Source organism: Leptolyngbya sp. AS-A5, from assembly GCF_039962495.1.
GTDB lineage: Bacteria > Cyanobacteriota > Cyanobacteriia > Leptolyngbyales > Leptolyngbyaceae > Leptolyngbya.
The window spans coordinates 1-24,158 of the sequence record NZ_JAMPLL010000034.1 but is presented as its reverse complement, the minus strand read 5'-3'; the positions used below and the strand labels follow the sequence as shown (position 1 = coordinate 24,158).

Genomic DNA, 24,158 nt, shown 5'->3' with positions numbered 1-24,158 from the left:
GTTACGAACCTCAGGGGCTACTTAGTCCAAAATTAGGCACGACATTTTAGGCTAATGCTCAAAGCTAGACATAGTAGGAGTTTCAGAACCTAGGTTAGCTGCCCATCTGGCAGAAGTCCCAAGGACTAAAATAGATGTGTCCCTTGCCAGCATTAGATCTTAGGGGGTTTAGACGCTAGTTCCCCTATGGACTAACCTAGAGATGCTTAACTACGAACATTGTAGGCTGGCGTAAAGGAGTTAAGCTGTAAGGCAAGTTTAAGGCAGATCGCAAGATGGCTAGGACAGACGAACGCTAGTGAGTCAATGGAGCTAAGGGGAGTCGAACCCCTGACCTTCTCAATGCCATTGAGACGCGCTACCAACTGCGCTATAGCCCCGAGCTTTAACCTATTCTACCTTAGTCTAGACAACAGCAACAATGCAGTTTTTTCGACTTTGTTAGAAGGCTCAAGGGTATGAATTAGAGACTGTTTTAATAGCGATCTCTAACTGCAAGACCAAAGCCAAAGGATACGATCGCACCTAAGCAACTCGTAAGTTCGCCTGAAGTTGATCCGGTGCAAATGCGCCGAATTCCGTAACGATCGCAGTAATGAACTCAGCCGGAGTCACATCAAACGCAGGATTGTAAAACTCAATGCCAGGTGGACAGATAACCGTTTCACCGATTTGGTAAATCTCAGACGAATCGCGCTCTTCAATGGGAATTTGAGTACCATCCGCAATGCTGAAATCGATCGTTGAAACCGGAGCCGCAACGAAGAACGGAATGTTGTGTGCTTTTGCAATCAGCGCCACGCTGTAAGTCCCAATCTTATTGGCTGCATCTCCATTTGCCGCAATGCGATCGGCTCCCACAACAACCGCATCAATCATGCCGCGCTGCATACAGTGAGCCGCCATATTATCGGTAATTAGCGTCACCGGAATTCCTTCGTGAGCACATTCCCAAGCTGTAAGTTTGGCTCCTTGCAAGCGAGGGCGCGTCTCATCGGCATACACTCGCGCTAAACGGTTCGCTGTCCATGCCGATCGCACCACACCTAAAGCCGTTCCATACCCTGCGGTTGCCAATGCGCCTGCATTGCAGTGTGTGAGAAGCCGCAGTCTTTCAGGGGTTGCAGGCAAAGCCGCTAAACCGTGATTGCCAATCGATCGACAAGTGGCTAAATCGTCTTCCTGAATCTGCTTGGCTGCGTACAATAGCGCCTCTTTCAAAGACTCAACCGATCCGAGTGTTTGCCGCGCCGTTTTCAGCATCTGATCGATCGCCCAGAATAAATTCACCGCCGTTGGACGAGTCGCACGGAGTTGAGCAGCGATAGTTTCGAGTTGGGCTAAAAATTGTTCTCGATTCGGGGTTTCGATGTCTCGCGCACCCAGATACATTCCATAAGCGGCAGCAACCCCGATCGCAGGCGCCCCCCGCACAATCATCGTTTTGATCGCTTGAGCCATTTCGTCACAGCGACAAATTTCTACTGTGGTGTATTCACTTGGCAAACGAGTTTGATCGATCAGCAAAACGCGATCGTGGTTCCAAACTACGGGATAAACCTGGGGGTAAACCTGACTCGGAGACATATTTAGCTTTACGGTTGAGTATTGTTGATCTTAGCGGAAACGGGATTTGGAATTGAATTTATGCTGTCAGTTGCAGAAGCAGAAACGCTGATTTTAGAGTCAGTTCAGGCGATCGAAGAAATCGAAAGGGTTGGGTTAGCAGCGTGTCGTAATCGCATTCTCGCGGCTCCGATTACGAGCAAACTCGACTTTCCCCACTGGGATAATTCTGCGATGGATGGCTATGCAGTGCGATTTGAGGATGTGAAACAGCCCGCTATTCTAGAGATCGTTGAAGAGATCCCCGCAGGCTATCTACCTCAGAAATCGATACAGCCTGGACAAGCGGCAAGAATTCTCACGGGATCGATGATGCCTGCGGGCGCAGATACCGTTGTGATGCAGGAGAACACTCAGCGGCAGGGCGATCGCGTTTCGATTCTCACGCCTCCTCCCACTCAGGGATCGTTCGTCCGATATCGCGGTTCATATTATCAGGCTGGAAATCCTCTACTCTCTCCGGGTGCTGTTCTGAAAGCGCCTGAAATCGCGATTTTGGCAGCAGCGCAATGTGTAGAAGTTCCAGTTTTTCGCCGTTTGCGGGTGGCGATTCTTTCAACGGGGAGCGAATTGGTTACTCCCGATCGACCACTCCAACCCGGACAAATTGTCGATTCTAATCAATATGCGCTCGAAGCTCTCGTTGCAGAAATGGGAGCAGAGGTGATTTCGCTGGGAATTATTTGTGATGAGCCAGCGGAATTGAAGAACGCGATCGCTACGGCGGTTGATTCTGCGCATGTCGTCATTTCTTCGGGTGGGGTTTCTGTGGGCGATTACGATTACGTCGATCGCATTTTAGAAGAATTAGGTGCAGCGATTCAGATTCGCTCCGTCGCTGTTAAACCCGGTAAACCTCTGACCTTTGCAACATTTCCGAATTCGACGCTGTATTTTGGACTCCCCGGAAATCCGGCTTCAGTGTTAGTGACGTTTTGGCGGTTTGCTCAGCCTGCAATTCGGAAATTATCAGGACTGGCGCAGGGCTTCCAGCCCAAATTCTTGAGCGCGATCGCCACTCAAGAACTCAAATCCGACGGCAAACGGGAGTTTTACCTATGGGGATCGGTGTCGACCTCAGACGGTGTATTGCATTTCGCTCCTGCGGGTGGCAGTCGCTTATCGGGAAACTTGATCAATCTTGCAGGAACGAATGCACTGGGGAAAATGTCGATCGGACAAACTCACATTTCCCCAGGCGAAACCATCCGAATTCTCAAAGTGAGCTAGAAACTACTGTGAATTCGATGGACTCCTTCGCTCCGGTTCGACCGCGCCCGGAATAGAATTTGGGGCGGGTAAAAAACAGAGCGAAGAAGTTCATCGAACTTACTTGAACAACTAGAAGTCTCCCACTGTGCCAAGGCTGAGAGTGCGATCGCTATTCCAGTGATCCGGAGGGCTGTTTTAGTCCTCGCGATCGCTATTTCAGTGATCCGGAGAGCTATTTCAGTGGTCGCGATCGTTGATCCTGATAAAAGCTCCTTGCCACTCGCGGGGGATTTAGCCACTCCGAACCCAGCCAACTTCCACCTACTTCTGCGGTTTGCGTCTCGTCCGCAGAAACTCAGGAATATCCAGACCTCCTGGTTTTTGCTGTGTCGGCTCCGGTGCAGGCGGTTGACCCATCGGTGGAGGCGTAATTGGTCGAGGTTTTGGTTGCGGCACAGAAACGCTCTTCGTCGTCGTCGCTTGCGGCTGCACGTCTTGCGTAAACCCAGTCGCAATCACTGTAATCCGAATTTCACCCTGCAAGGCTTCATCAATCACTGCACCAAAAATAATGTTGGCATTCGGATCAACCGCTTCGTAGATCGTATCGGCAGCTTGGCTCACTTCATGCAGCGTGAGATCAGAGCCGCCCGTAATGTTAAACACCACGCCTCGCGCTCCATCGATCGAAGCTTCCAACAACGGCGAAGAAATCGCTGCGACTGCCGCTTCTCGCGCTCTCGACTTACCAGAACCGATGCCGATTCCCATCAGCGCCGATCCCGCGTCTGCCATCACCGCCCGGACATCCGCAAAGTCCACGTTCACTAACCCCGGAATCGTGATGATATCCGAAATGCCTTGCACCCCTTGACGCAAGATATCATCCGCCGTCCGGAACGCTTCCTGCACCGGAGTTTGCTCGGAAATCACCGACAGCAGCTTATCGTTGGGAATAATAATCAGCGTATCCACTCGGCTCTGCAGCGCTGCCACGCCTTCTTCGGCTTGTCCCGTCCGCCGCCGACCCTCAAACGTAAACGGACGCGTCACCACGCCAACCGTCAACGCCCCTAATTCTTTCGCGACCTCCGCCACGATCGGCGCGGCTCCGGTGCCTGTACCGCCTCCCATGCCTGCGGTAATAAACACCAAATCCGCTCCTTCGAGCGCTGCCGCAATCTCATCTCGCGATTCTTCCGCCGCCTTTTGCCCGATCGCTGGGTTGCCGCCTGCACCCAGCCCGCGCGTTAACTTCTGACCCACCTGCAACCGCTTCGAGCCAGACGATTGAGTCAGCGCCTGAGCATCGGTATTGATCGACCAGAACTCGACTCCCCGAACATCACTGGCGATCATGCGGTTGACTGCATTACTGCCACCGCCACCCACGCCAATTACTTTAATTTTGGCAATGCTCCCAGGCACAATATCACCACTCCTTGCATCAGGGACTGTCTTTAGCCCAGAGTTCTGTCCCATCGTTTGACTATGATACAAACCAGAATTAAATGGATTTGAGTTATCTGAGGTCGAAAAATTATTCATTTGCCCTTCCGCGTTCGAGCTTAGGTAGCCTGATTCTGGCTGATGATTCAGCGTTGTTGGGTTGGCATTCGACTCATTATGATTAAGCGTCATTGGGATTTCAAGCGGTGGAGATGAACAGCAGAGCAGTCGAAAAGGGCGACTGAACTCGATTAGCACATTAGCTTATCAGGACTCGCGACAATTCGCTGGAGATTTTCTCACAACTTTTATTCTATGGAGTACCTAATTTTACAGGAGTTTGGGGTGCATTCATTTGCAGAACCGGAGAATTCGGATTTCTTAAGTCGATCGACAGAATTTGACCCGCATTCACCCGACTCGGCAACCGGCGCATCTCGTCTAATACTTTGAGCTGCGCCGGAAAATTCGAGCCGTAGCCCCCAAACTGTACCGCACCTAGTTCGGTTTTGAGAATTAAGTTTGTCGGATCTTCCCAATTCGCTTCCAAAACCCGAACGGGACTCTGGCGAATGGTACGGTAGAACGTTGCCCAGTGAGAACGATATTGCTCCGGGTTGCCGATAATTTTGAGGTCGGGTGGTCTGAAGTTAGGGTTCAATTTCGTGTAGCCTTCTTGCGGCATCCAGGTTCCGGTTTCGTCGAGCAGTCCGGGCGGAGCCACTTTTGAAGTAGTCTGCGCGATCGGAACGCGCTCTTGAATTCGCACGGTTAAGCCCGGTGGAAACAATTGGCGATCGACGGTTGCGTTGGCGATCGGCGCTTTGGCTATGAGCGCATCGGCAATCCAGTGCGGTTGCACTTTCAGCAGCGACTGGGGATAATCGATCGGCAACAGCGTGCGAATCGTTTGTTCTGAAAGCAAGCGATTGCCTTTGATGGTGATTTGATCGGGCTTGCGAATCACCCAAGCGGGGAGCGTGGCGACCCAGACCGTGCCCACGGCTAAACTTGCGATCGCAGCGCTGCGCCAACTGGTCTGAAACAACCGGGTTCGACGCTGGCGACGGAGTTGTTGGCGGCGCTGGGAGAGTTCGTTGCGGGACACGGGGGCGATGCTTGTCATTAGAAAGGCGCGATTCGGGTCAATAGAGAAGCGATTGAGGTTGAAGCCCTTCTGCCAGGAGGTTTAACTGATCTCAACCGACTGCATGAGTCTTGAAATTAGTTAAACCTCAGTTAGTAGGGTTCAGACGTTAACTCTAATCGATCTGCTTCAGGTTGGAAGCTTTTTTCGGCAATCTTTTTCAGGCTCTATGGCGATCTTAAATCGGGGGGAGTGGGGAGTGGGGCACAACTTAAGCACGATCGCTCTAAGCCCTGTTCAGAGACCATCGAAACCTCCCCTAGCTGGGTGTTTCTTGTAGCAGCGTCGCCACCCGTTCACCAAACTCCGGATCGACATTTGCAAGGCTCAAAAGCTGTAAATATTCTTGGCGCGTTAGCCCATTTCTTTCGATGATCGCGATCGCTTCAGCTTCAATATCTCGCTGAATTCGTGCCGATTCAGACTCTGTTTCTGCGGCTTGTAGTTCCCCTTCTCGCCGCTCAATTAGCGTCACCACTTCTAAGCAGGACTGCACAAATTGATTCAGCTTCTCGGATGGGATCGTGTTGGCATCAATGCTTGAGCTTACGGGGGGCGGAATTGGGCTTTCTGCGATCGCCCAACTTGCGCTAGGGTGAGCTAGAACGCAAATCAACAGAAGTGCGATCATTAAAATAAGCTTAGAAATTCGAGTCATGTCAGATTTAAAAGCAGAACTGAGAGAATCCTTAGACGAAGCAGAGTGGGAATGGTTAATTCCTCACGCCGATCGCGATGCCGTAATTATGGTCGCTGATTCCCTTGATCTTGTAGAGGTTGGATACGCGATCGCCAACGATCAAATTAGTTCAGTGCAGCAGTGGATTCAAGATTGCTTGATCTACAAGCCGTCGATCGAGCAGAAAACCGTTTGGAACGAAGACCAAACCAAGCGCTTTCAGGCGTTGATTCTCCAGCCTTATGTGTTGATTCAAGAATTAGCTGTCGCTTAATTCCCTTTGCTAGCCGGTGCAAGACTCGCGCCCGTCCGTCCCGTTGCCACCCAAAGCAAAGCTCGTCCCCCATCTCGGACTACCTTAGAGAGCGATTCTTCCGACTGATTCGACGGGATTGCAATCGGTCGAATATTGATCCCACGACTCCCTAAGACGATTTCGCCGATAATCTGAGCGCGGCGCATATGATAGTCCGAGGTAATGAGATAAACGCTGCGAATATTTTGCTGACGCAAGCGATCGGCGATCGAGGTGAAGTTCGTCACCGTATCGACCGCTTCATAATCTAAGTGCAGCCGTTGCAGGCTCACACCTGTTTTAGTAAAGACGCGCTCTGCATACTCACGCGGCGCACCCGATGAAATCCAGACCGGAAGATTCGGATGCTGTTTGGCAAATTTGGCGCTGAAAATCTCGCGCTCTTCTGCTCCACCAAGTACCAAGATGGCATCCGGTTGCTCAAAATATAGCCTTGCCGATCGTACTCCCATCCACAGCACGATCGGCGTGAGTAGAAGCAGCCAGGGAAACGATCCTCTGCGGCTTTTACGGTGATATTGATTTGGCGAAACGGCTCTTAAGCGCACGATGCCACCCCTGCGAAAACAGATAAATTCACGCCCAACTCTTGAGATACTACTGATTGCGGCGTTCTTGTTCAGATTGCGCCTGGGCAATCACCGCTTGGATTCGCGGTAAGGCAAAAAATCTTTGACTATCTGCCATGAGTCTATCGCCCCAAAGATTCTCTTTGAGGAATTTTGGCTCACTATAGCGGACATCTTGCTTCAATGCACTTTCTCCGAGCGTGAGCGCTTCGGTTTGGTTCCCCTTCCGAAAGAGCGCAACCGCGATCGCTAACTGCGGTTCTGCAGTTTGCTTTGGATCGACCGCCACCGATCGCCGCCAGAGTCTGATTGCTTCGTCGATCTTGCCTTCTTCGTAGCGGATTAGTCCGATGTTATTAATGGCAGGCCAAAACTTTTGGTCAAGTGAGGTCGCTTTTTCATAGCTGCCGATCGCGTCTCGATTCTTTTTCAACATTAGATAAGCATTACCCATGTCGAAATAAGCCCCCGCGACATCGGGCTTGATCTTTAGTCCTTCCTGAATTTGTTTGATCGACTCTTCGTACTGCGCCTTCTGGAAGTGTGCGGTTCCCAAGGCAAAGAGGATAGCAGAATTTTTGGGATCAAGTGAATTCGCTTTTCTGAGCGCGGGGATCGCATCGTCGGTTCGATTCGTCTCAAGATACAAGCCGCCTAAAATCGCCCAAGTTTCGGGACGCTTAGGAGCAAGTTGAACTGCTAGTCTCGCTCGCGCTAACGCTAACTGATTCTGGTTGAACTGCGCGAGCTGGGACGCTTCTTGCACTAGCCCCAACCCTTGCTGCTCTAGTTTGTCAAAATCAACTTGGGGTGCGTGGGGGATCAGTGCTTGAGCGGACGCAGGTCGAGTTGCCAGGAGTCCGAGTATCAGGCACATTGAGAAGAGAGAGAGACGCTTGGGCACGACAAAGCCTTTGAAAAACGACGGCAAGATATGCAGTAAGCTTAATCGATCTTGTTAATTTTGGGGATATCGCTGGACAATCGCAAAGCGTTCAGGCTTCAGAATTATGATTAGATAGACATTTTGCAAAAGCTAAAGTCAACCCTATATCTTGAATTTTTCTCAAACTAGCGGTACAGTAAACGCTACCAATAGCGTTTTGCTCAAGTTCACCGTTTGAGGAATCGTCCATGATTTCATCTATTGCTGTTCCCAATTTTACAAATATGTCTGACTTGCCCGACCCTACAGCACAATCGCCCTGGATCGATCCGCTCAACGATGGCAAAAGTCGAATCGCGCTGCTGTCATATATGGGCAGTGATTTAGACATTGTGAATGATGCCAGAGCTAGCTTTGATAAGGTGTCGATCGATCTCGATGACAAAGACATCAAGCTGATTCGCTATCTAATTCAGCATCACCACACCTCACCGTTTCGAGGTGTGGTGTTTAAATTCAAAGTGAAAGCGCCGCTCTTTGTCGCACGCCAATGGTGGAAGCACGTTATCGCCTCAAGCCACAACGATGAGCAAGTCGGTTGGAACGAAAAGAGTTTTCGCTATGTGGCGATCGAAGATTCCGAAGACTTTTACATTCCTGCTTCATTCCGTCAGCAGTCCAAGAGTAATCGACAAGCAACATTCGGTGAGATTCCCGAAGCGCAAAACCAAAAAGCGCTCGAAATCTACCGCGCTCAATGTGAAGCTAGCTACAAGGCTTATAAAGACTTGCTTGAACTTGGAGTCGGTCGAGAGCAAGCGCGAGGCGTTTTGGTTCCAAGCGTCTACACTTCTTGGGTTTGGACAGTTTCATTGCAAGCGGTACTCCACTTCATCGGACTGCGAAAAGGCGAAGGCGCACAGCAAGAAATTCACTTCTACGCCGATGCCATTTCTCAATTGATTCAGCCGATCGTGCCGCAAACGATCGGCGCTTGGGAAGAATTGAACCGATCGTTCTAGTTTCTTCTCAAAGCATCGAGAGAACTTTGCGCCAAATTAGGTGGCAGAGTTCTCTTTTCTTTTAGAGATTCCACAGAAATGAATCGCTCACGCAGTAAGATTTTATGGAATCTTCAAACAGCCGATTCACTCATTGGGATGCGACGAGGGACACGTAGAAAGGAAGAGCAATCATGAATATCATCGAACTATTTGAAAAAGGCGGCGTAACGATGCTGCCGTTGTTTGTTCTCTCAATCTTGTCGCTTGGAGCCATTATTGAGCGATCGTGGTTTTGGTTCAACGTCCTCAATAAAGAGAAAGAAGTCGCCGGACGAATTCTCGAAACTTCGCGGCGCGATTGGGATGGGGCAGTTGAAATTGCGCGGCAGTCTTATGATCAGCCGATCGGGCGCTTCCTTTATGCTCCGATGCGCTTGCAAAATCCCGATCCGGAACTGTTTCGTCTGGCACTGGAATCTTCTGCCGATGAGGAGATCGCTTCAATGCGGCGCGGCGACAAAATTCTCGAAGCTGTGATCGCGCTGGCTCCACTGCTCGGACTGTTGGGAACTGTGATCGGTCTAATTCTGTCGTTGCGGTCGATCCGAATCGGCGACATTGGAACCGCTTCCACTGCAGGGGTAACAACCGGGATCGGGGAAGCGTTGATCAGTACCGCAACTGGGCTAGTTGTAGCAATCTTCAGCCTTGTGTTTTACCGCGTCTTTCAAGGATTGATTTTCAACCAGGCAAAGATCTTTCGTCGCACAGGCAACGATCTAGAATTGCTGTACCGCCAGAAATGGCAACTGACTCACAATAAGTTCGATCGCAAAGATGGTTAGCCTCTCACTCGATTCAGCGTTATGAAAATTAATCTCGACTCTCCCACCGATGAAGCTCAGATCCAAATCGTTCCGCTAATCGATGTGATCTTTTGTATTCTGACCTTCTTTATCCTGGCTGCACTTCAACTGACTCGTCAGCAAGGTATCGGATTAGACCTGCCGCAGTCCCAAACCAGTAGCGTTCTGATGAGTGAAATGCTTGTCATTGGGCTAGATTCAAATGGACAAACGTATCTATCGAATCAGGGACAGCGGCAACTCATCGATCGCTCTCAACTCTTACAACTCGTTCAGACATACCACCGAGAGCAACCCGAAGGATTATTAGTCCTCGAAGCGGCTCAGACGGCGTTTTATAACGACGTGATTCAGGTGTTGGATGTGATGCGATCGGTCGCCGCTGATAAAGTCGCGCTTTCGACTGCACCCAATAACCAACCCGGACAGTTCCAACAAGGACAACCACAAACCCCTGGAACCATTCCGCAAATTACTCCGGCTCCAAACCTTATTCCCAGTCCAACAGCTCCAACCAACATTACGCCGACTAATCCGAACCTTGCGCCAGCAACTCCAACCGCTCCGGTTCAGCCAAATGTCCCTTTAACTCCTGCACCTTCTACCATCAATCCACAACCTGCACCGGGAAATGTATCTCCTCAAGCTCCGCAATGAGCCTAGTTCAAGTCTTAGCTAATCTTTTGAGTGGAGCTAATCGACCACCTAAAAGATTAGCAGTTGAAAAGTTTATCGTCGAAGCGGAGTACCGCAAGGATAGGTCGCCACAGGTTGACGATCGACTCCTGCGATCGACTTTGTAACCGGATGGGCAGGCTGGAGTTTTGCCGCTTGATAATCTGCTTTCAGCTTCGCCAGCATTGCTTCACGTCGATCGTACAATCGCTTCAACGGACGTGGCGCACATTGATTAATCACATACGCCGTCATGATTGGAAGCGCGATCGTGCTGTCGGTGTAGCAGACGATCGTATTTGGCAATTCATCGGGATCAACTTTGCCCCAGCTTACCGCTTCATTCGGCGTTGCCCCCGACAATCCACCTGTATCCGGTCGAGCATCGGTGATCTGCACAAAGAAATCATGTCCGCGCTCTTCCAAACCCAAGACTTCATGCAATTGAGGCTGGGTTTGCAGCAGGAAATTCTTCGGACTGCCGCCCCCAATAATTAGTGCGGCGCTCTTACCCTCAATGTTGGGATTACCGGACTCACGCGCAGAATATGCGATCGCCGCTGTCTCATTCACATCCAGTAGCGGATCAATTTGCAGCTTCGAGCCTTCCAGCGCCATCGCCGCCAAATTCATCCCGATCGAACTATCCCCCGGCGACGAAGTGTAGACCGGAACACCGCACTCGTAAGCCGTTGCCAGCAAAGAAGGATGTTTTACCCCCAGCTTGCGTTCCACCTCATGCACATACTTACCCAGGAGGTAATGAAACTCAGCCGTTCCCATCCGTTTCTGAAACGGTTCCGCCTGAATAATTTGGCGGATAAACGCATCAGTTCCGAGCAACACATCGTAATCAAAAATAATGTCATAGATGCGAATGCGTCCCTCGTCGCGCAGTTTCACATCATCGACAAACGGATTGCTGGCGTAGAGATCTAGCCCCAAACCGTAATGCAGATCGTGATACAGATTTGCACCCGTGCTGATGATCCAATCAATAAAGCCATTCTGCATCAAGGGCGCTAACACCGAAGTTCCAAAACCCGCCGGAGTCATCGCTCCTGACAAACTCACACCAACCGTCACCCCGGCTTGCATCACTTCGCGGCTCAGCAGATGGCACACCTCGCGCAATCGCGCAGAATTGTAAGCGGTAAAATATCCGTCGATTAAATCCACCACGCTAATATCATTTGGAATGGGGGCGGGTGTAATCTTGCGACTAAGAAGCTTGGACATTGTGATACTCCAGAAAAGGTCAAACGCATAGAGTGAAGACAGACAAAATGAACCCACTCGGCTGAAATTTGCAACGCAGCTATGACCACTGAAAACTTCAGAAGTTATCCAGCACAAACTAGACCGCTTTGCGCCGATCGCACTATTTAAGTTCAAGAATTCCCGTTCACAGAGAATCTGACCGATCCAGTTCGTGCGGTAATCCAACTTCTCAAGAGAGAAAGACGAGCGACGAACCTAAAGTTACAGATCGGTCAGTTCATACTAGGAGCTTCACAGCGATCGACCCAAGATAGCGTCGGATCGCACTGCCCTATGCGCTTCAATTTCAGCTCCAGATACCACAGCGGTCGCCAAGGATATCCAGTTAAAGAAAAACGTTTCAATTCTGTTCCCTTAACCTGCAACTGCTACAGATAGCCTCATCCTAGCACTGTTAAAAAAAATGGCACGTTTTTATTAATAGCTTCCGCTACAGAGTGAACACAAATACGCTACAATCTATCGCCCTATCATTCTACTGAAATCATGTCTGACGCTTTAAACGCTGAACAGCACCGCCTGAAAATGCAGCGCCGCAAACAAGTCCAGGATCAACGCATTGCCGATCGCACCCGTGAAAAAGGCTTGATTGTCGTGAATACCGGAAACGGAAAAGGAAAAACTACTGCAGCTTTAGGAATGGTGTTACGCTCCTTGGGTCACGGATACAAAGTCGCGATCGTGCAATTCATCAAAGGCGCATGGGAACCTGCGGAGAAAGCCGCATTCGAGCACTGGGGCGATCAGCTTGAGTTTCATGCAATGGGAGAAGGCTTTACCTGGGAAACCCAAGATCGCGATCGCGATATTCTCAAAGCCACAGAAGCCTGGGAAAGAGCACTCTCTTATATTCAGAATCCCAACTTTCGATTAGTCTTGCTCGATGAAGTCAATGTCGCTCTCAAGCTGGGCTACCTCGAAGTAGAAACCGTTTTAGCAGGACTCGACCAAAAACCAGAAGACTCCCATGTCATTCTCACCGGAAGAGGGGCACCTGCGGCTCTCATCGATCGAGCAGATCTCGTCACCGAAATGACGATCGTGAAGCATCCCTTCCGCGAACAAGGGATCAAAGCCCAACCGGGGATTGAGTTTTAATTGCATCTTCCAGATGAAACAATGTAATCCAGAGCTTCACGGACAGGCGATTGCTTACTCTCTTAGAGGAGATTATTTTCAGTATTCACGCTGAAGTAATATCAAATCAGCTTGTATAAATTTTTTCTAAGTGTTGTTTGTTCTGTTGGTTCGGCTGAATTGAGAATTTCATAAACAAGGGCTTCTTGAGCTCTTACATCAGGGAACACTACGTCAAAAGCCGGTAGCAATTCAGCCTAAATCAGCACACTATGACTTCACCCACCCTTATTCAAAATCCACTGATCCCATCGACCCAGAGCGGCTCTCTCAATACCGACACTCCCACTAGTAGCTTTCAAATTGATCTCAGAAGCTTTCGGAGCAGTGCAGGAAACTTTTCATTGACGGATCTGTCAGGTGATGCAAATCTCCAAGTGTTCCGAGAACCAGCGCTGACTGACGGAACCAGAGTATTAGTCGGAGAATCTAGAAATCAAGGCAAGCTTTCTGAGTCGCTTTTACTGGGAACAAGCGCTCTAACTCCCGGAGTCTACACCATAGAGGTGTCGCTTGCCCAAGATGCCCCAACTGCAAATTACAAGCTGAATGTTGCAGTTAACGCTGACGTTGACCTCAGTAATATCTTTTGGCGGAATGCTCCCGACGCTCAGTCTGCCTACTGGAAAATGGACAGCACGACGATTGCAGGTCGGGCGCTTCAGGAGGGAATTCCTACAGGGTGGCAAGTTCAAAGTATTGCAGATCTAGACGGAGATGGAGAAGACGATCTTCTCTGGCGCAATAGCGACGGACAAGTTGCCTTCTGGATGTTCAAAGGAGGAGACCGTGGTGATATCGGATTCGTTGCAGATCTCTCAATCAGCCCGGACTGGCAGATCTCTGCTGTAGAGGATCTCAGCGGTGATGGGCAAGCCGATATTGTTTGGCATAATGCCAAGGAAGGACAGGTTGGCATATGGCTACTCAAGGGTGGAGTGTCGGTCAATCGTACCTTGTTCAATGTGGGTCCTGGCTGGAAACCGCTTGCCTCGATCGATCTCAATGGCGATCGCAGATCGGACATCTTCTTTTCCAACCCGTTGACAGGTGAGTTTGGTTTCTGGCAGATGAACGGTGCTCAGCGTACTGCTTCGGCAGTGATTGGAATTCCTTTTGGCTGGGACGCGCAGTTTTACGGGGACTTCAATGGGGATGGTAGAACCGACATCCTACTGCGTGAACGTAGCACAGGCGTGGTGGCGTTTTGGCTCATGAACGGAACCACCACCAGCGATCGTTGGGCGACGGGGGCAGTTTCTACAGAATGGCAGATTGAAGGATTGGGTAATTTTGATGGTAAACCCAGCGTTGGTAACGGCAACAAAGACTTGCTGTGGCGCAACCGCAGAACGGGTGAATTGGCAATTTGGCTCATGAATCCGGATGGCAAGGGCTTCTCAAGCCAGCAATTTGTCCAACTCAACAGCAGCAACTACAACAACGGTTCAGCCTGGACGATCGCTGGAATTGGTGATTTCAACTATGACAGCAAGGAAGATATCATCTACCGCAACGACGAGCAGGGGGGAATTGAGATCTTGCTGATGAACGGAACGAATATTAGCACCAGGAGTGCTCCGGCAGGTACGATCGCCAGTCCGTGGAGAGTTCAGGGCATCATGCAGCGCAAAATTCAAGCCCAGCCGTTTGAAATTAGCGGACGTTCCCAAACGGGCGATTATGTGGCAGCGACGGCTTTCAACATGGGCTTGTTAGATGGAAACGCAACTTACGGGGATAGAGTACAGTTCAATGCGGCTGACTACTTCAGATTCAGCGTTTCTACTCAGTCGAATGTGACTCTCAATGCGACAGGAACTGGAGTAAGCCTGGAACTCTTCCCGATTCTGCAAAACGGCACCCTTGGAGGCGCGATCGCGGCTACGCCTGAAATGCTGCTAAATGGGGGATCTTACGCCGTGAAAGTGTCCACAACCCGGACAGACTTAGCCCCCGACTACACGCTAAGCGTAACTGGCAAACCCAAGATCACTGATGTTGAGGGAGTCTTCTTCTCGTTGCTGGATGCTGCACTTGCGCTCAATCCAACTCCTGAGCCAAACAGCGGTCAAGTCTTCGAGAAGAACCGCCTCACCGCGAGATTCAAAGTTAGAAACAACAGTTCGCTTGCAATCAATAATCTCGAAGTTGGTTTCCGAATTTCTCGCGATGGTCGGATTGACACGACGACAACAGCAGATGCACAGCTTGAGATCGGAGGGACTACAGGCTCAACTCTGCCCGTTTACACCATCACATCTCTGGCAGCGGGTGCGACAAGTGCTGAGATTGAAGTTCAACTGGTCTTACCCGATACCGCCGCAGACTTCTGGTTTGTGGATGGGCAGTACACGATCGGGATGGTTGTCGATCCAAACAACAAGTTGACTGAAGACAACGAGAGAAACAACTTTAATGTCGCGATCGACACAGACAAAGCACAGCTTGCTGTGACTAAGACAGAAACGATCGAACTGGTTGGCTCAAACATGCAAGTAACGAGCGGAACCTTTGCGCCGGATCAGACGCTTGGATTGTCATTCACGCTGCAAAACCTTGGAAACCGAGCGTTCCCCAGCAACACTGGTCTTCCACTTCAGTTCTACCTATCTTCAGACACAACTCTGGATCAAAACGCAGACCCTGCACTATTCGTCTGGGAAGCGGGTGGCGCAGATCTGGAGTTAAATGCGTACATTGTCAGCCCTCCACTAAATGGCGGAACTGTCTTAGGAGCGAGAGGCAGCGGCTCAGATACGAGAACACTGAACTTGAATCTAAGGCTTCCTCCCGCAGCTTCGCTGGTGCGCGGACAAACCTATTACCTCTCAGTCTGGATTGATCCGGCAGAAAATACTGCCAAAGAGGCGGACTTCACCAACAACAGGATCGACCCATTAAACGCTGATTTGAACCCCATGGTTCCCGAAGACACGATCGGCAAGAATTACATCAAGTTCACTTACAACTAACTCAATTGTGTCTGTATAGGCAGGGACGCTTCACCAGCGTCTCTGTTTTTTATTCTTCTTGAGCGATCGCAGGCAATGTGCACTGCATTGAAATGTCGTTCGTCTTCGGGAAAGCATCCAGAAGTTGGGCGAAGAGTTGGGTATTAAAGCTGCGGGGATCACGTCGCGATCTCGATCGATCAACAAGCTGATGGGTACTAATGCGATCGTTGGAAATGCCTGTTTTGGCGACTAGCCACGCCAAGGATTGATATTGAGCGCGAGTATAGCCGCTATGTCTGGCTCCATCGTCTCGTCCATCAGGTGGTGTCACTAACGAGATATGGTAAGCAAAATTGTTGACAGAAGGCGGAAAGGCAGGATTTGTTTTGACCGCTTCTTCTCCTTTGTTACCGTTGAACACAGAGTTTCCGGCTCCAAAAGCACGACGATCAGGTGGAACGACATAAACCACATTGCCGTTTTCCCGAATGAGAGCGTGATAGCTCACTTGATCATTATCATTCGGGTGGGGCGTTCTAAAGTAGTTAATCGCAGAGCTGCCCGATCCCACGGTTTCATGCAGAACGACGATCGGCTCATTGCTGACCGGACGACCGTACAGATCTTGAGCAAATCGTCGTCCGAAGTTTGAAGGATGTGCTAGAGCAACTTCTTCTCTCGGTTGATAAGTCGAGCTAGGGGGCGAGTCTTGGCGGAATCGACTCAGAGAAGGAGTGCCTTGAATGGCGGGAAGATTTCGGGGTCTACCGCCTCTTGAGACGGGTTTAATGGCACAAGCGCTCGATAGCAGATCGCTTGCTTCGGCAATATTTTGCTGAAAACTAACCAACCTGGATTGGGAGGTCTTGATCCGAAGCCCATCGAGCCATTCGGCTTGTCCCGATTGAACAGCAATCAAAAATGTAGCGAACCCGACTAGGACGATCGCAAGAACCTGAAAAAGCCTCTTCATGTGTTATGGAAGTTATCCTGCTAGAGATCAAAGATCAACTTGTGCTAATCGTGGAACAAGATAGAGTTTTCTCGAGTTTAGTTCCAGAGCGGAGTCAATTCAGAGAAGCGTGATTTATTACACGCAGCATAAAAATGGGATACGTAGGCTCTTACCGTCCCTGCAATTTAGCGACTTTTTCTTCTAAAGTTTTGATTCGTTCACGTAATTCAATCACCAGGGTTGCGAGTCGATCGAACTGGGCATCCGTGAATTTTGTCGATCGTGGAAGCGTTGGAGAGCTTGAAGGAGATGGAACTGAAGCTCCAGCGTGGGGACGGCTTGCAGACAGTTGATTTAACGCTGAGCGAATCCCCACAAGCTCAGTTTCGATCCGAGAAAGCCGCGATTCTACTAATCCGATCTGTGCGTCGGCAGGTGAAAATAGCTGAGTTGCAAGCGAGATCAAAACGCTGAGACTGAAGAAAACAAGAACATTTTTCATCATTAGATTTCTGGTGCTTGTTTGATCAAAATGGTTTATTACAAGATTATCTCTGTACCCGAATAGACTAGACATATGCCAACTTCAGCGAAAAAGCTTGAAGTGTTGAATGATTCCCAGCGATTTCTTCGCTTTTGGCTTAGGGTCGATCGTGCATCCAGGAAACAACTTTTGCGGGACTGCTTATGTCTGTCATAGCACCTGCAAATCTGATTCAACTCGCGATTCGTGCTTTGATTAAGCATAATGGCTCTAAGAAGCCAGCGTTATGGCTCAAGCAAACGATTCAAGTTTCTGAAGCTTTGCATTACCTCCGTTGATATCCCATTTGTTGCCAGTCTTAACATTCTGTTACATAATGAATGGAGCAAGGTTCTAAAAATGCTTATGTTTGGCGGATTTACTGGCTTCAAGCCCCCCACCAATAACACGGACTTCGGCGAACAGATGCTGAACTCTGTGTTGAGTCAATCGATTCGCCATCTGTTTACGCAGAGTGAGTCTGTGGATGTTTCACTCAAATGTTTTCCATCAAGCAAGCTGTTGCAAGGCAGCATTGACAGCTTCAAAATGAGCGGACGTGGGTTGCTGATCCGCCGTGAATTCTGGGTTGAGGAGATGTGGTTTGAAACCGATGCGGTGTCGATCGATTTCGGCTCTGTCCTATCGGGTAAGATTCGCCTCAAGCAAGCGGCTCAAGCTGTTGCAAAGGTCATCCTTACAGAAGCGGGTCTGAATAAGGCATTTCAGTCTGAACTGGTTAAGCCTCGAATGGAAAATATTACGGAAGCGTCATTGATGAATCTCTCCGGGGGTGAACCTGTTGCCTTCTCGGAAGTTGTTCTGAAGCTTCTGCCCGAAAATCAAATCCAGATTTCTGCAAAAGCAGCATTACCGAATGGACTCATTCCAATTTGCTTAACTGCAACGATCGCGATCGAACGTCGTCGCCGCATTCTGTTTCAAAATCCACAATTTATTGTTGATGACATTCCTGAAGCTCAACGTGGAGTGTCAGAGCTTTTGAGCAATACCTTTGCTGAGATTTTAAATAATATGGTGGATCTCGATCGATTTAATCTTGATGGTGTGACGATGCGTCTAAATCGCTTAGAAACTGAAGACGATAAGCTGATTTTTAGCGGTTATGCAGAAGTCACGCATTTTCCGAAACAGGGTTAATTATGTTAGCCTGACTTGTTCCAACTATTCTGCAAAGTTATGGAACAAGAGATTTACGAGTCTTGGAATCAGAAGGCTCAAGATTGGGATATTCAGGTTGGTGAGTCGGGAGATCGTAATCGCATTCTCAATTCTGATCCGGTATTGTGGCAGTTTTTGGGAGCGGTAGACGGGCGCGCCGTTTTAGATGCAGGTTGTGGAACCGGATATTTATCACGTCAACTTTGTCGAAAGGGTGCAATCGTCACCGGAGTTGATCTTGCGCCAGGGATGTTGGCGATCGCGCAACAAAAAGCACGATCACAAGGATTATTGATCGACTTTCACGAAGATTCCTGCTCAGAACTCAAAACGCTTCCAGATGAACACTTTGATTTGCTTGTGTCCAATTATGTTTTGATGGATTTACCTGATTTAGAAGAGACAATTCTCGCTTTCCAACGAGTGTTAAAGCTGGGTGGGATTGCGGTTTTGGTGTTTTCACATCCTTGTTTTGATCAAGGAGCCGCCGTTGTGAATGGTGCCTCTGTGAATGATGCCTCTGTCGCATATCACTGGAAAGAATCATACTTTGGACGGCAAGAGCGCCAAGATCCGCCTTGGAAGCACTTTACGACTTCGTTTATCTGGTTCCACCGACCTTTATCAGACTATTGGAAAGCGTTTAAGTTGGCTGGTTTTGATGTAGTTGATTTTGAGGAACCGAGATTAGGACGCGATCGGGCGCATCTCGCCAAAAATGAGCAAGAATTATTCAAATATCAAAATCTTCCTTATTCTGTTGCCTTCAAGTTGTCAAAACCAATCGATCAAGCGTGATGCAAGCCATTAACAGAGTTTTCGCCGCATTCAATTCAAGATAAAGCGCTGTTACGAGCGACGCAAGAGCAAATTAATCAAGTCCTGAGCCGTCCCTCAAATGACGATGTTCACGATTATTTGCGGGGTTTGGTGATGTTGATTTATGAGCATGAAGAACAAACAGAAGCTTTTCCTGGATTAACAGACGAAGGACGGATTCAAGCGCTTGAGGAAGATTCAGCTAATTAAATCGCCACGATCGTTCCCCGCTTCATTCATAATGAGTGGTTGTTCTAAAGTCGCGATTTCTCATGCCTAACTGGTTCATTGCTGGCGGAGTTGTGATGATTCCGTTGCTGCTGTTTTCAATTTTGGCAGTGGCACTGATTCTAGAACGATCGCTGTTTTGGGTAAAAATTTCTCAGCGTCAGCAGCGAGTCGCTAGAGAAGTGATGAATGTTTACAAGCGCAATCCGATCGCTGCCTTTCAGATGTTAGAGAAAAATTCAGATCTACCGATCGCTCGAATCTTTCTTGCAGCTTTAGAGCTGGAGCAAGCCACGCCTGAAGAATTCCGGCTGGCACTCGAAAGTGCGGGTATGGCAGAGATTCCACTGTTAAAACGGTTTAACACGGTGTTTGATACGATCGTCGGTCTCGCCCCGCTCCTTGGCTTACTGGGAACCGTAACCGGACTGATTACTTCATTTGCTTCATTGCGCTTGGGGGATGTGGGAGGAGCCAATACACTAGGGGTAACGGGTGGAATTAGTGAAGCGTTGATTTCAACGGCAGCAGGCTTGGTCGTCGCCATTTTTACGCTATTTTTTGCGAATCTCTTTCGCGGTTTGTACACCAAACAAATTGCACTCATTCAAGAATACGGTGGGCAATTAGAATTGCTTTACCGTCGTCGCCACGCTATCTGAAAAACTGTCGAGGAGTTCCCGATGCGTCTTCCTGAAGAGCCAGACCTACCCCCGCAAATTTATCTTGCGCCTCTGATCGATGTGGTATTTGCGCTGTTGACATTCTTTATTATGTCTACGCTGTTTTTAACGCGATCGCAAGGTCTCCCCGTTTCGCTTCCGAAAGCTGTCACGGCTGAAGCCCAAAAAACAGCTCAGATTGTGGTGACGATTAATCCAAAGGGAGAAATCGCAGTTGATAAAAAGCCGATTGTGATTGATACGCTTCCAGCGACAGTGCGTGAAATCTTGAGCCGCAATCGCCAAGCGGTTGTCGTAATCAATGCCGACGAAAGAGTTTCGCATGGTCAAGTGATTACCGTAATGGATCGATTACGATCGATTCCTGGGATTCGGCTAGGAATCGCAACTCGTCAATCGTAACGAAAGTTAAAGAAAGTAGAAAATTTGCTGCAGCAATCCCCTTGACTTCGATCGCGCTTAATGCAGAAATGAGCGTTTTAACTGTTTCTTAAGTTCTCATATGCCAAACGTTACATCTAGGTAAATCTCATAACATTTTTTTATTAATCAACACAGATTCTCTAAACTAAGGCTTATTGAAATCCTGATATGATTCAGATCAGTTCGCGCCTATGCACCGGAGAGCAGCGAGATTCACAAACTGTCTCCAAACATGGGATCATGTATGGCAAGCTGATCCCCAGTGTCAAGGTGTAATGCCAGCCACATCGATCAGGAATTTCCTGGTCACTGTTGGTGATATCTGAATCAAGGTTTTCAATCGTTTTCATTACAGGAAGGGAGATATGTCCTACGCTCAAACCAAAACCCAGTCCAAAGCTGGGTATAAGGCTGGGGTACAAGATTACCGTTTAACGTACTACACCCCAGACTACACGCCTAAAGACACTGATATTTTGGCAGCGTTCCGGGTGACTCCTCAACCTGGCGTTCCTCCGGAAGAAGCTGCTGCTGCGGTTGCTGCTGAGTCTTCCACGGGTACCTGGACGACTGTGTGGACGGACTTATTGACCGACCTCGATCGCTACAAAGGACGCTGCTACGATATCGAGCCTGTCCGGGGTGAAGATAGCCAATTCATCGCTTATATTGCATATCCTCTCGACCTGTTTGAAGAAGGATCTGTAACCAACCTGCTGACCTCGTTGGTGGGTAACGTCTTCGGGTTCAAAGCGTTGAAAGCGCTGCGTCTCGAAGACCTCCGCATTCCGGTTGCTTACTTGAAGACCTTCCAAGGACCTCCTCATGGAATTCAGGTTGAGCGCGACAAAATCAACAAGTACGGTCGTCCGCTACTCGGCTGTACGATTAAGCCGAAACTCGGTCTGTCTGCAAAGAACTACGGTCGTGCCGTGTACGAATGTCTGCGCGGTGGTTTGGACTTCACCAAAGACGACGAAAACATCAACTCGCAGCCGTTCCAGCGCTGGCGCGATCGCTTCTTGTTCGTTGCTGATGCAATTCACAAGTCGCAAGCTGAAACGGGCGAAATCAAAGGTCACTACCTCAACGTGACCGCTGCAACTTGCGAAGATATGTTAGAGCGTGCGGCATTCGCGAAAGAGCTCGAAATGCCGATCATCATGCACGACTTCTTGACCGCAGGTTTCACAGCAAACACGACTCTGGCGAAATACTGCCGTGCGAATGGTCTGCTGTTGCACATTCACCGTGCAATGCACGCGGTGATCGATCGTCAGAAGAACCACGGTATCCACTTCCGGGTGTTGGCGAAGTGCTTACGGATGTCGGGTGGAGACCATATCCACACCGGAACCGTCGTGGGTAAGCTCGAAGGTGACAAGGCGATTACGCTTGGTTTCATCGACTTGCTGCGTGAAAACTACATCGAGCGCGATCCGTCTCGTGGTGTTTACTTCACCCAAGACTGGGCTTCGATGCCGGGTGTGATGGCGGTTGCTTCGGGTGGTATCCACGTATGGCACATGCCTGCACTGGTTGAAATCTTCGGTGATGACTCGGTGCTTCAGTTCGGTGGTGGAACCTTGGGTCACCCCTGGGGTAACGCGCCTGGTGCAACGGCAAACCGTGTTGCATTGGAAGCTTGTGTGCAAGCTCGGAACGAAGGTCGTGACCTCATGCGTGAAGGCGGCGACATCATTCGTGAAGCTTGCCGCTGGTCGCCGGAATTGGCTGCGGCTTGTGAACTGTGGAAAGAAATCAAGTTCGAGTTTGAAGCTGTTGATACCGTCTGATGACCGTTTGATCGCAGATTTTAGATTTTGGATGGGGCGATTTCTGTCCAGAATCTAAAATCCAAAACTCACAATCCAACGTATGGATCTGAAGCGAATTGCGAAAGATACGACAAAAACACTGATTAGTTATTTGACGTATCAAGCTGTCCGGGTTGTTTATGCTCAGCTAGACGAAACTGATCCAAAGAAGGCTTACTGGCTGCACAAGTTTTCCTCAAGGGAAAGCATTACAGACGGTGAAGCGTTTATGGAAGCAATGTTTCGAGAACGGCAAGATTTGGCGTTTCGGATTTTGACGGTAAGAGAACATCTTGCCGAAGAAATTGCCGATGTGCTGCCGGAAATGCTGCGATCGTCGATGCAACAAGCAAACATGGAGCAACGCCGCAAACAGCTAGAGCGCATGACGCAACTCGACTTAACGGCCGAATCGCAAGATTCTGACTCTGAAAGTAATTGACGACCTAATCATTGAGGATTTCATGAAAACTCTACCCAAAGAGCAGCGTTTTGAGACGTTTTCCTATCTGCCTGCTTTGACTGATGCTCAAATTGCGCGTCAGATTCAGTACACGCTTGATCAAGGGTATTTCCCTTGTATCGAGTTCAACGAGTCGTCTGACCCGACCGTTTACTACTGGACGATGTGGAAATTGCCTTTGTTTAACGCAACTTCTCCCCAAGAAGTGCTGAACGAAGTGCAACAGTGTCGTTCTGAGTATGGCAACTGCTACATCCGCGTGGTGGCGTTTGACAACATCAAACAGTGCCAGGTGATGAGCTTTATCGTTCACAAGCCGGGTTCAAACAATAGCGGCTACCGCTACTAATTTTTGATTCGCAGTTAGTTCTGCGATCGTTTTTAAGGAGGTGGATGATCCATCTCCTTTTTTATTTAGATGTCATCCGCATTTAGCAAGCTACATCACTTAAGGACTGATGCGTTAAACTCAAGTTGTAAATTTGGAGACAGGGGTTAGCAAATTTCACTTAATTCTGCAACTACATAAACCTACACCAGAGGCAATCGATGGGAGAGGCTTGGAATAAGGTACAGAAGCGTAGGCAAGCGAAGGCTAAGCTTGCTGAGTTAATAAGTAAAGCTGACCAAGTAGTTATTATTCACTACTTCTGTGAAAGTTTCTACAATAGACCTGATGGTTCATCACCGAGAATTACTTCTATTGCTGTCCGCAATCTAGAAAGTGGGCAAACTAAATCTTTTTCGATTCATCAAGTCGCAGAGAGACAAGGATACTCAGCAAGCGCATTGGAGCAGCATTATAACCAGCTTGAAAGATTAATGCTTGATGAGTTTTATGATTACGTACGTCGCCATAGCACTCATATTTGGCTGCACTGGAATATGAGGGACATTAATTATGGCTTTCCAGCGATCGCGCATCGTTATCAAGTTCTCCAAGGTGAGCCTGAAGAGATTAACGAATCAAAATTGGTTGATTTGTCTCGATTACTAATTGCTATTTACGGTAGTGGATATATTGAACATCCTCGATTACCAAATTTAGTAGACAAAAATCATATAGGACATACAGACTTCTTGGATGGAAAGGCTGAAGCTGATGCTTTTGTCAGCAAACAATATGTCAAACTTCATCAGTCAACTCTTAGGGCGTATCTGCAAACTATAGAGCGACCCCAAATCTAGGGTGCATCTTCGAGCGGTACTGGGCACTCTAGCGTCTGGAAACAGATGGAATGAGCAACCATGGCACAGCATC

The 24,158-nt window shown here is 49.0% G+C and carries 25 protein-coding genes and 1 tRNA gene; 16 read left to right on the top strand and 10 right to left on the bottom strand.

What is annotated here, in order from left to right; translation table 11 throughout:
- Positions 1-307: 307 nt before the first annotated feature.
- Both NC980_RS22540 and mtnA read right to left on the bottom strand, forming a co-directional pair.
- Positions 308-380, bottom strand: a tRNA-Ala gene (locus NC980_RS22540).
- Between the two features lie 145 nt (positions 381-525).
- Complete coding sequence (gene mtnA, locus NC980_RS22535) at positions 526-1,587, bottom strand: S-methyl-5-thioribose-1-phosphate isomerase (RefSeq protein ID WP_190375996.1); 1,062 nt, start codon at positions 1,585-1,587, stop codon at positions 526-528.
- 60 nt (positions 1,588-1,647) lie between these two features.
- Between mtnA and glp the strand changes: the two genes are divergently transcribed.
- Positions 1,648-2,856 (top strand): gephyrin-like molybdotransferase Glp, encoded by a 1,209-nt coding sequence (gene glp, locus NC980_RS22530; protein WP_190375995.1) that lies wholly within the window; start codon positions 1,648-1,650, stop codon positions 2,854-2,856.
- Positions 2,857-3,159: 303 nt separating this feature from the next.
- Here glp and ftsZ read toward each other — a convergent pair whose 3' ends face one another.
- The 3 genes from ftsZ to NC980_RS22515 all read right to left on the bottom strand — a co-directional run bounded on the left by ftsZ (position 3,160) and on the right by NC980_RS22515 (position 6,092).
- Complete coding sequence (ftsZ, locus tag NC980_RS22525; protein ID WP_199298437.1) at positions 3,160-4,386, bottom strand: cell division protein FtsZ; 1,227 nt, start codon at positions 4,384-4,386, stop codon at positions 3,160-3,162.
- A gap of 214 nt (positions 4,387-4,600) precedes the next feature.
- Positions 4,601-5,413 carry an FtsQ-type POTRA domain-containing protein gene (locus tag NC980_RS22520; protein WP_190375993.1) on the bottom strand — a complete coding sequence of 271 codons (813 nt, stop codon included), beginning with the start codon at positions 5,411-5,413 and terminating at the stop codon, positions 4,601-4,603.
- Positions 5,414-5,693: 280 nt separating this feature from the next.
- Positions 5,694-6,092 (bottom strand): DUF4168 domain-containing protein, encoded by a 399-nt coding sequence (locus tag NC980_RS22515; protein ID WP_190375992.1) that lies wholly within the window; start codon positions 6,090-6,092, stop codon positions 5,694-5,696.
- Between NC980_RS22515 and NC980_RS22510 the strand changes: the two genes are divergently transcribed.
- On the top strand, positions 6,091-6,387 hold the full coding sequence (locus NC980_RS22510; protein WP_190375991.1) for a DUF2288 domain-containing protein: 297 nt from the start codon (positions 6,091-6,093) through the stop codon (positions 6,385-6,387). The genes NC980_RS22515 and NC980_RS22510 overlap by 2 nt on opposite strands.
- Here the strand turns inward: NC980_RS22510 and NC980_RS22505 are convergent.
- Positions 6,384-6,881, bottom strand: coding sequence for a YdcF family protein (locus NC980_RS22505; RefSeq protein WP_190376012.1), 498 nt, complete (start codon positions 6,879-6,881; stop codon positions 6,384-6,386). The genes NC980_RS22510 and NC980_RS22505 overlap by 4 nt on opposite strands.
- A 145-nt stretch (positions 6,882-7,026) precedes the next feature.
- Complete coding sequence (locus NC980_RS22500; protein ID WP_190375990.1) at positions 7,027-7,902, bottom strand: tetratricopeptide repeat protein; 876 nt, start codon at positions 7,900-7,902, stop codon at positions 7,027-7,029.
- Between the two features lie 230 nt (positions 7,903-8,132).
- Between NC980_RS22500 and thyX the strand changes: the two genes are divergently transcribed.
- The 3 genes from thyX to NC980_RS22485 all read left to right on the top strand — a co-directional run bounded on the left by thyX (position 8,133) and on the right by NC980_RS22485 (position 10,411).
- Positions 8,133-8,906, top strand: coding sequence for an FAD-dependent thymidylate synthase (thyX, locus tag NC980_RS22495; protein WP_242026639.1), 774 nt, complete (start codon positions 8,133-8,135; stop codon positions 8,904-8,906).
- A gap of 173 nt (positions 8,907-9,079) precedes the next feature.
- On the top strand, positions 9,080-9,733 hold the full coding sequence (locus tag NC980_RS22490) for a MotA/TolQ/ExbB proton channel family protein (RefSeq protein ID WP_190375989.1): 654 nt from the start codon (positions 9,080-9,082) through the stop codon (positions 9,731-9,733).
- Between the two features lie 21 nt (positions 9,734-9,754).
- Positions 9,755-10,411: a biopolymer transporter ExbD gene (locus tag NC980_RS22485; protein ID WP_190375988.1), complete on the top strand. Its 657-nt coding sequence runs from the start codon at positions 9,755-9,757 to the stop codon at positions 10,409-10,411.
- 72 nt (positions 10,412-10,483) lie between these two features.
- On the opposite strand, the gene speY is transcribed toward NC980_RS22485, so the two are convergent.
- Positions 10,484-11,668 carry a deoxyhypusine synthase gene (speY, locus tag NC980_RS22480; RefSeq protein WP_190375987.1) on the bottom strand — a complete coding sequence of 395 codons (1,185 nt, stop codon included), beginning with the start codon at positions 11,666-11,668 and terminating at the stop codon, positions 10,484-10,486.
- Between the two features lie 528 nt (positions 11,669-12,196).
- Here speY and cobO point away from each other — a divergent pair.
- Complete coding sequence (cobO, locus tag NC980_RS22475) at positions 12,197-12,808, top strand: cob(I)yrinic acid a,c-diamide adenosyltransferase (protein ID WP_190375986.1); 612 nt, start codon at positions 12,197-12,199, stop codon at positions 12,806-12,808.
- A 251-nt stretch (positions 12,809-13,059) separates the two neighbouring features.
- Entirely contained in the window at positions 13,060-15,822 is a 2,763-nt protein-coding gene (locus NC980_RS22470; RefSeq protein WP_190375985.1) for an FG-GAP-like repeat-containing protein, read from the top strand.
- A gap of 49 nt (positions 15,823-15,871) precedes the next feature.
- Here NC980_RS22470 and NC980_RS22465 read toward each other — a convergent pair whose 3' ends face one another.
- Positions 15,872-16,777 (bottom strand): peptidoglycan recognition family protein, encoded by a 906-nt coding sequence (locus tag NC980_RS22465; protein WP_190375984.1) that lies wholly within the window; start codon positions 16,775-16,777, stop codon positions 15,872-15,874.
- A 151-nt stretch (positions 16,778-16,928) separates the two neighbouring features.
- On the bottom strand, positions 16,929-17,264 hold the full coding sequence (locus tag NC980_RS22460; protein WP_190375983.1) for a hypothetical protein: 336 nt from the start codon (positions 17,262-17,264) through the stop codon (positions 16,929-16,931).
- A gap of 182 nt (positions 17,265-17,446) precedes the next feature.
- Here NC980_RS22460 and NC980_RS22455 point away from each other — a divergent pair, with 182 nt between their 5' ends.
- The 9 genes from NC980_RS22455 to NC980_RS22415 all read left to right on the top strand — a co-directional run bounded on the left by NC980_RS22455 (position 17,447) and on the right by NC980_RS22415 (position 24,085).
- Complete coding sequence (locus tag NC980_RS22455) at positions 17,447-17,581, top strand: hypothetical protein (protein WP_277881328.1); 135 nt, start codon at positions 17,447-17,449, stop codon at positions 17,579-17,581.
- A gap of 67 nt (positions 17,582-17,648) precedes the next feature.
- Positions 17,649-18,443 (top strand): DUF2993 domain-containing protein, encoded by a 795-nt coding sequence (locus NC980_RS22450; protein WP_190375982.1) that lies wholly within the window; start codon positions 17,649-17,651, stop codon positions 18,441-18,443.
- 39 nt (positions 18,444-18,482) lie between these two features.
- Complete coding sequence (locus NC980_RS22445; protein ID WP_190375981.1) at positions 18,483-19,262, top strand: class I SAM-dependent methyltransferase; 780 nt, start codon at positions 18,483-18,485, stop codon at positions 19,260-19,262.
- 293 nt (positions 19,263-19,555) lie between these two features.
- On the top strand, positions 19,556-20,173 hold the full coding sequence (locus NC980_RS22440; protein WP_190375980.1) for a MotA/TolQ/ExbB proton channel family protein: 618 nt from the start codon (positions 19,556-19,558) through the stop codon (positions 20,171-20,173).
- 21 nt (positions 20,174-20,194) lie between these two features.
- Positions 20,195-20,596, top strand: coding sequence for a biopolymer transporter ExbD (locus NC980_RS22435; RefSeq protein WP_190375979.1), 402 nt, complete (start codon positions 20,195-20,197; stop codon positions 20,594-20,596).
- A 386-nt stretch (positions 20,597-20,982) separates the two neighbouring features.
- Entirely contained in the window at positions 20,983-22,413 is a 1,431-nt protein-coding gene (locus tag NC980_RS22430) for a form I ribulose bisphosphate carboxylase large subunit (protein ID WP_190375978.1), read from the top strand.
- Positions 22,414-22,495: 82 nt separating this feature from the next.
- Positions 22,496-22,876, top strand: coding sequence for a chaperonin family protein RbcX (locus tag NC980_RS22425; RefSeq protein WP_190375977.1), 381 nt, complete (start codon positions 22,496-22,498; stop codon positions 22,874-22,876).
- Positions 22,877-22,898: 22 nt separating this feature from the next.
- The gene (locus NC980_RS22420) at positions 22,899-23,246 is read left to right on the top strand and encodes a ribulose bisphosphate carboxylase small subunit (RefSeq protein WP_190375976.1); all 348 of its coding nucleotides are present in this window, start codon (positions 22,899-22,901) and stop codon (positions 23,244-23,246) included.
- A gap of 200 nt (positions 23,247-23,446) precedes the next feature.
- Complete coding sequence (locus NC980_RS22415) at positions 23,447-24,085, top strand: hypothetical protein (RefSeq protein WP_190375975.1); 639 nt, start codon at positions 23,447-23,449, stop codon at positions 24,083-24,085.
- The last annotated feature ends 73 nt before the right edge of the window (positions 24,086-24,158 follow it).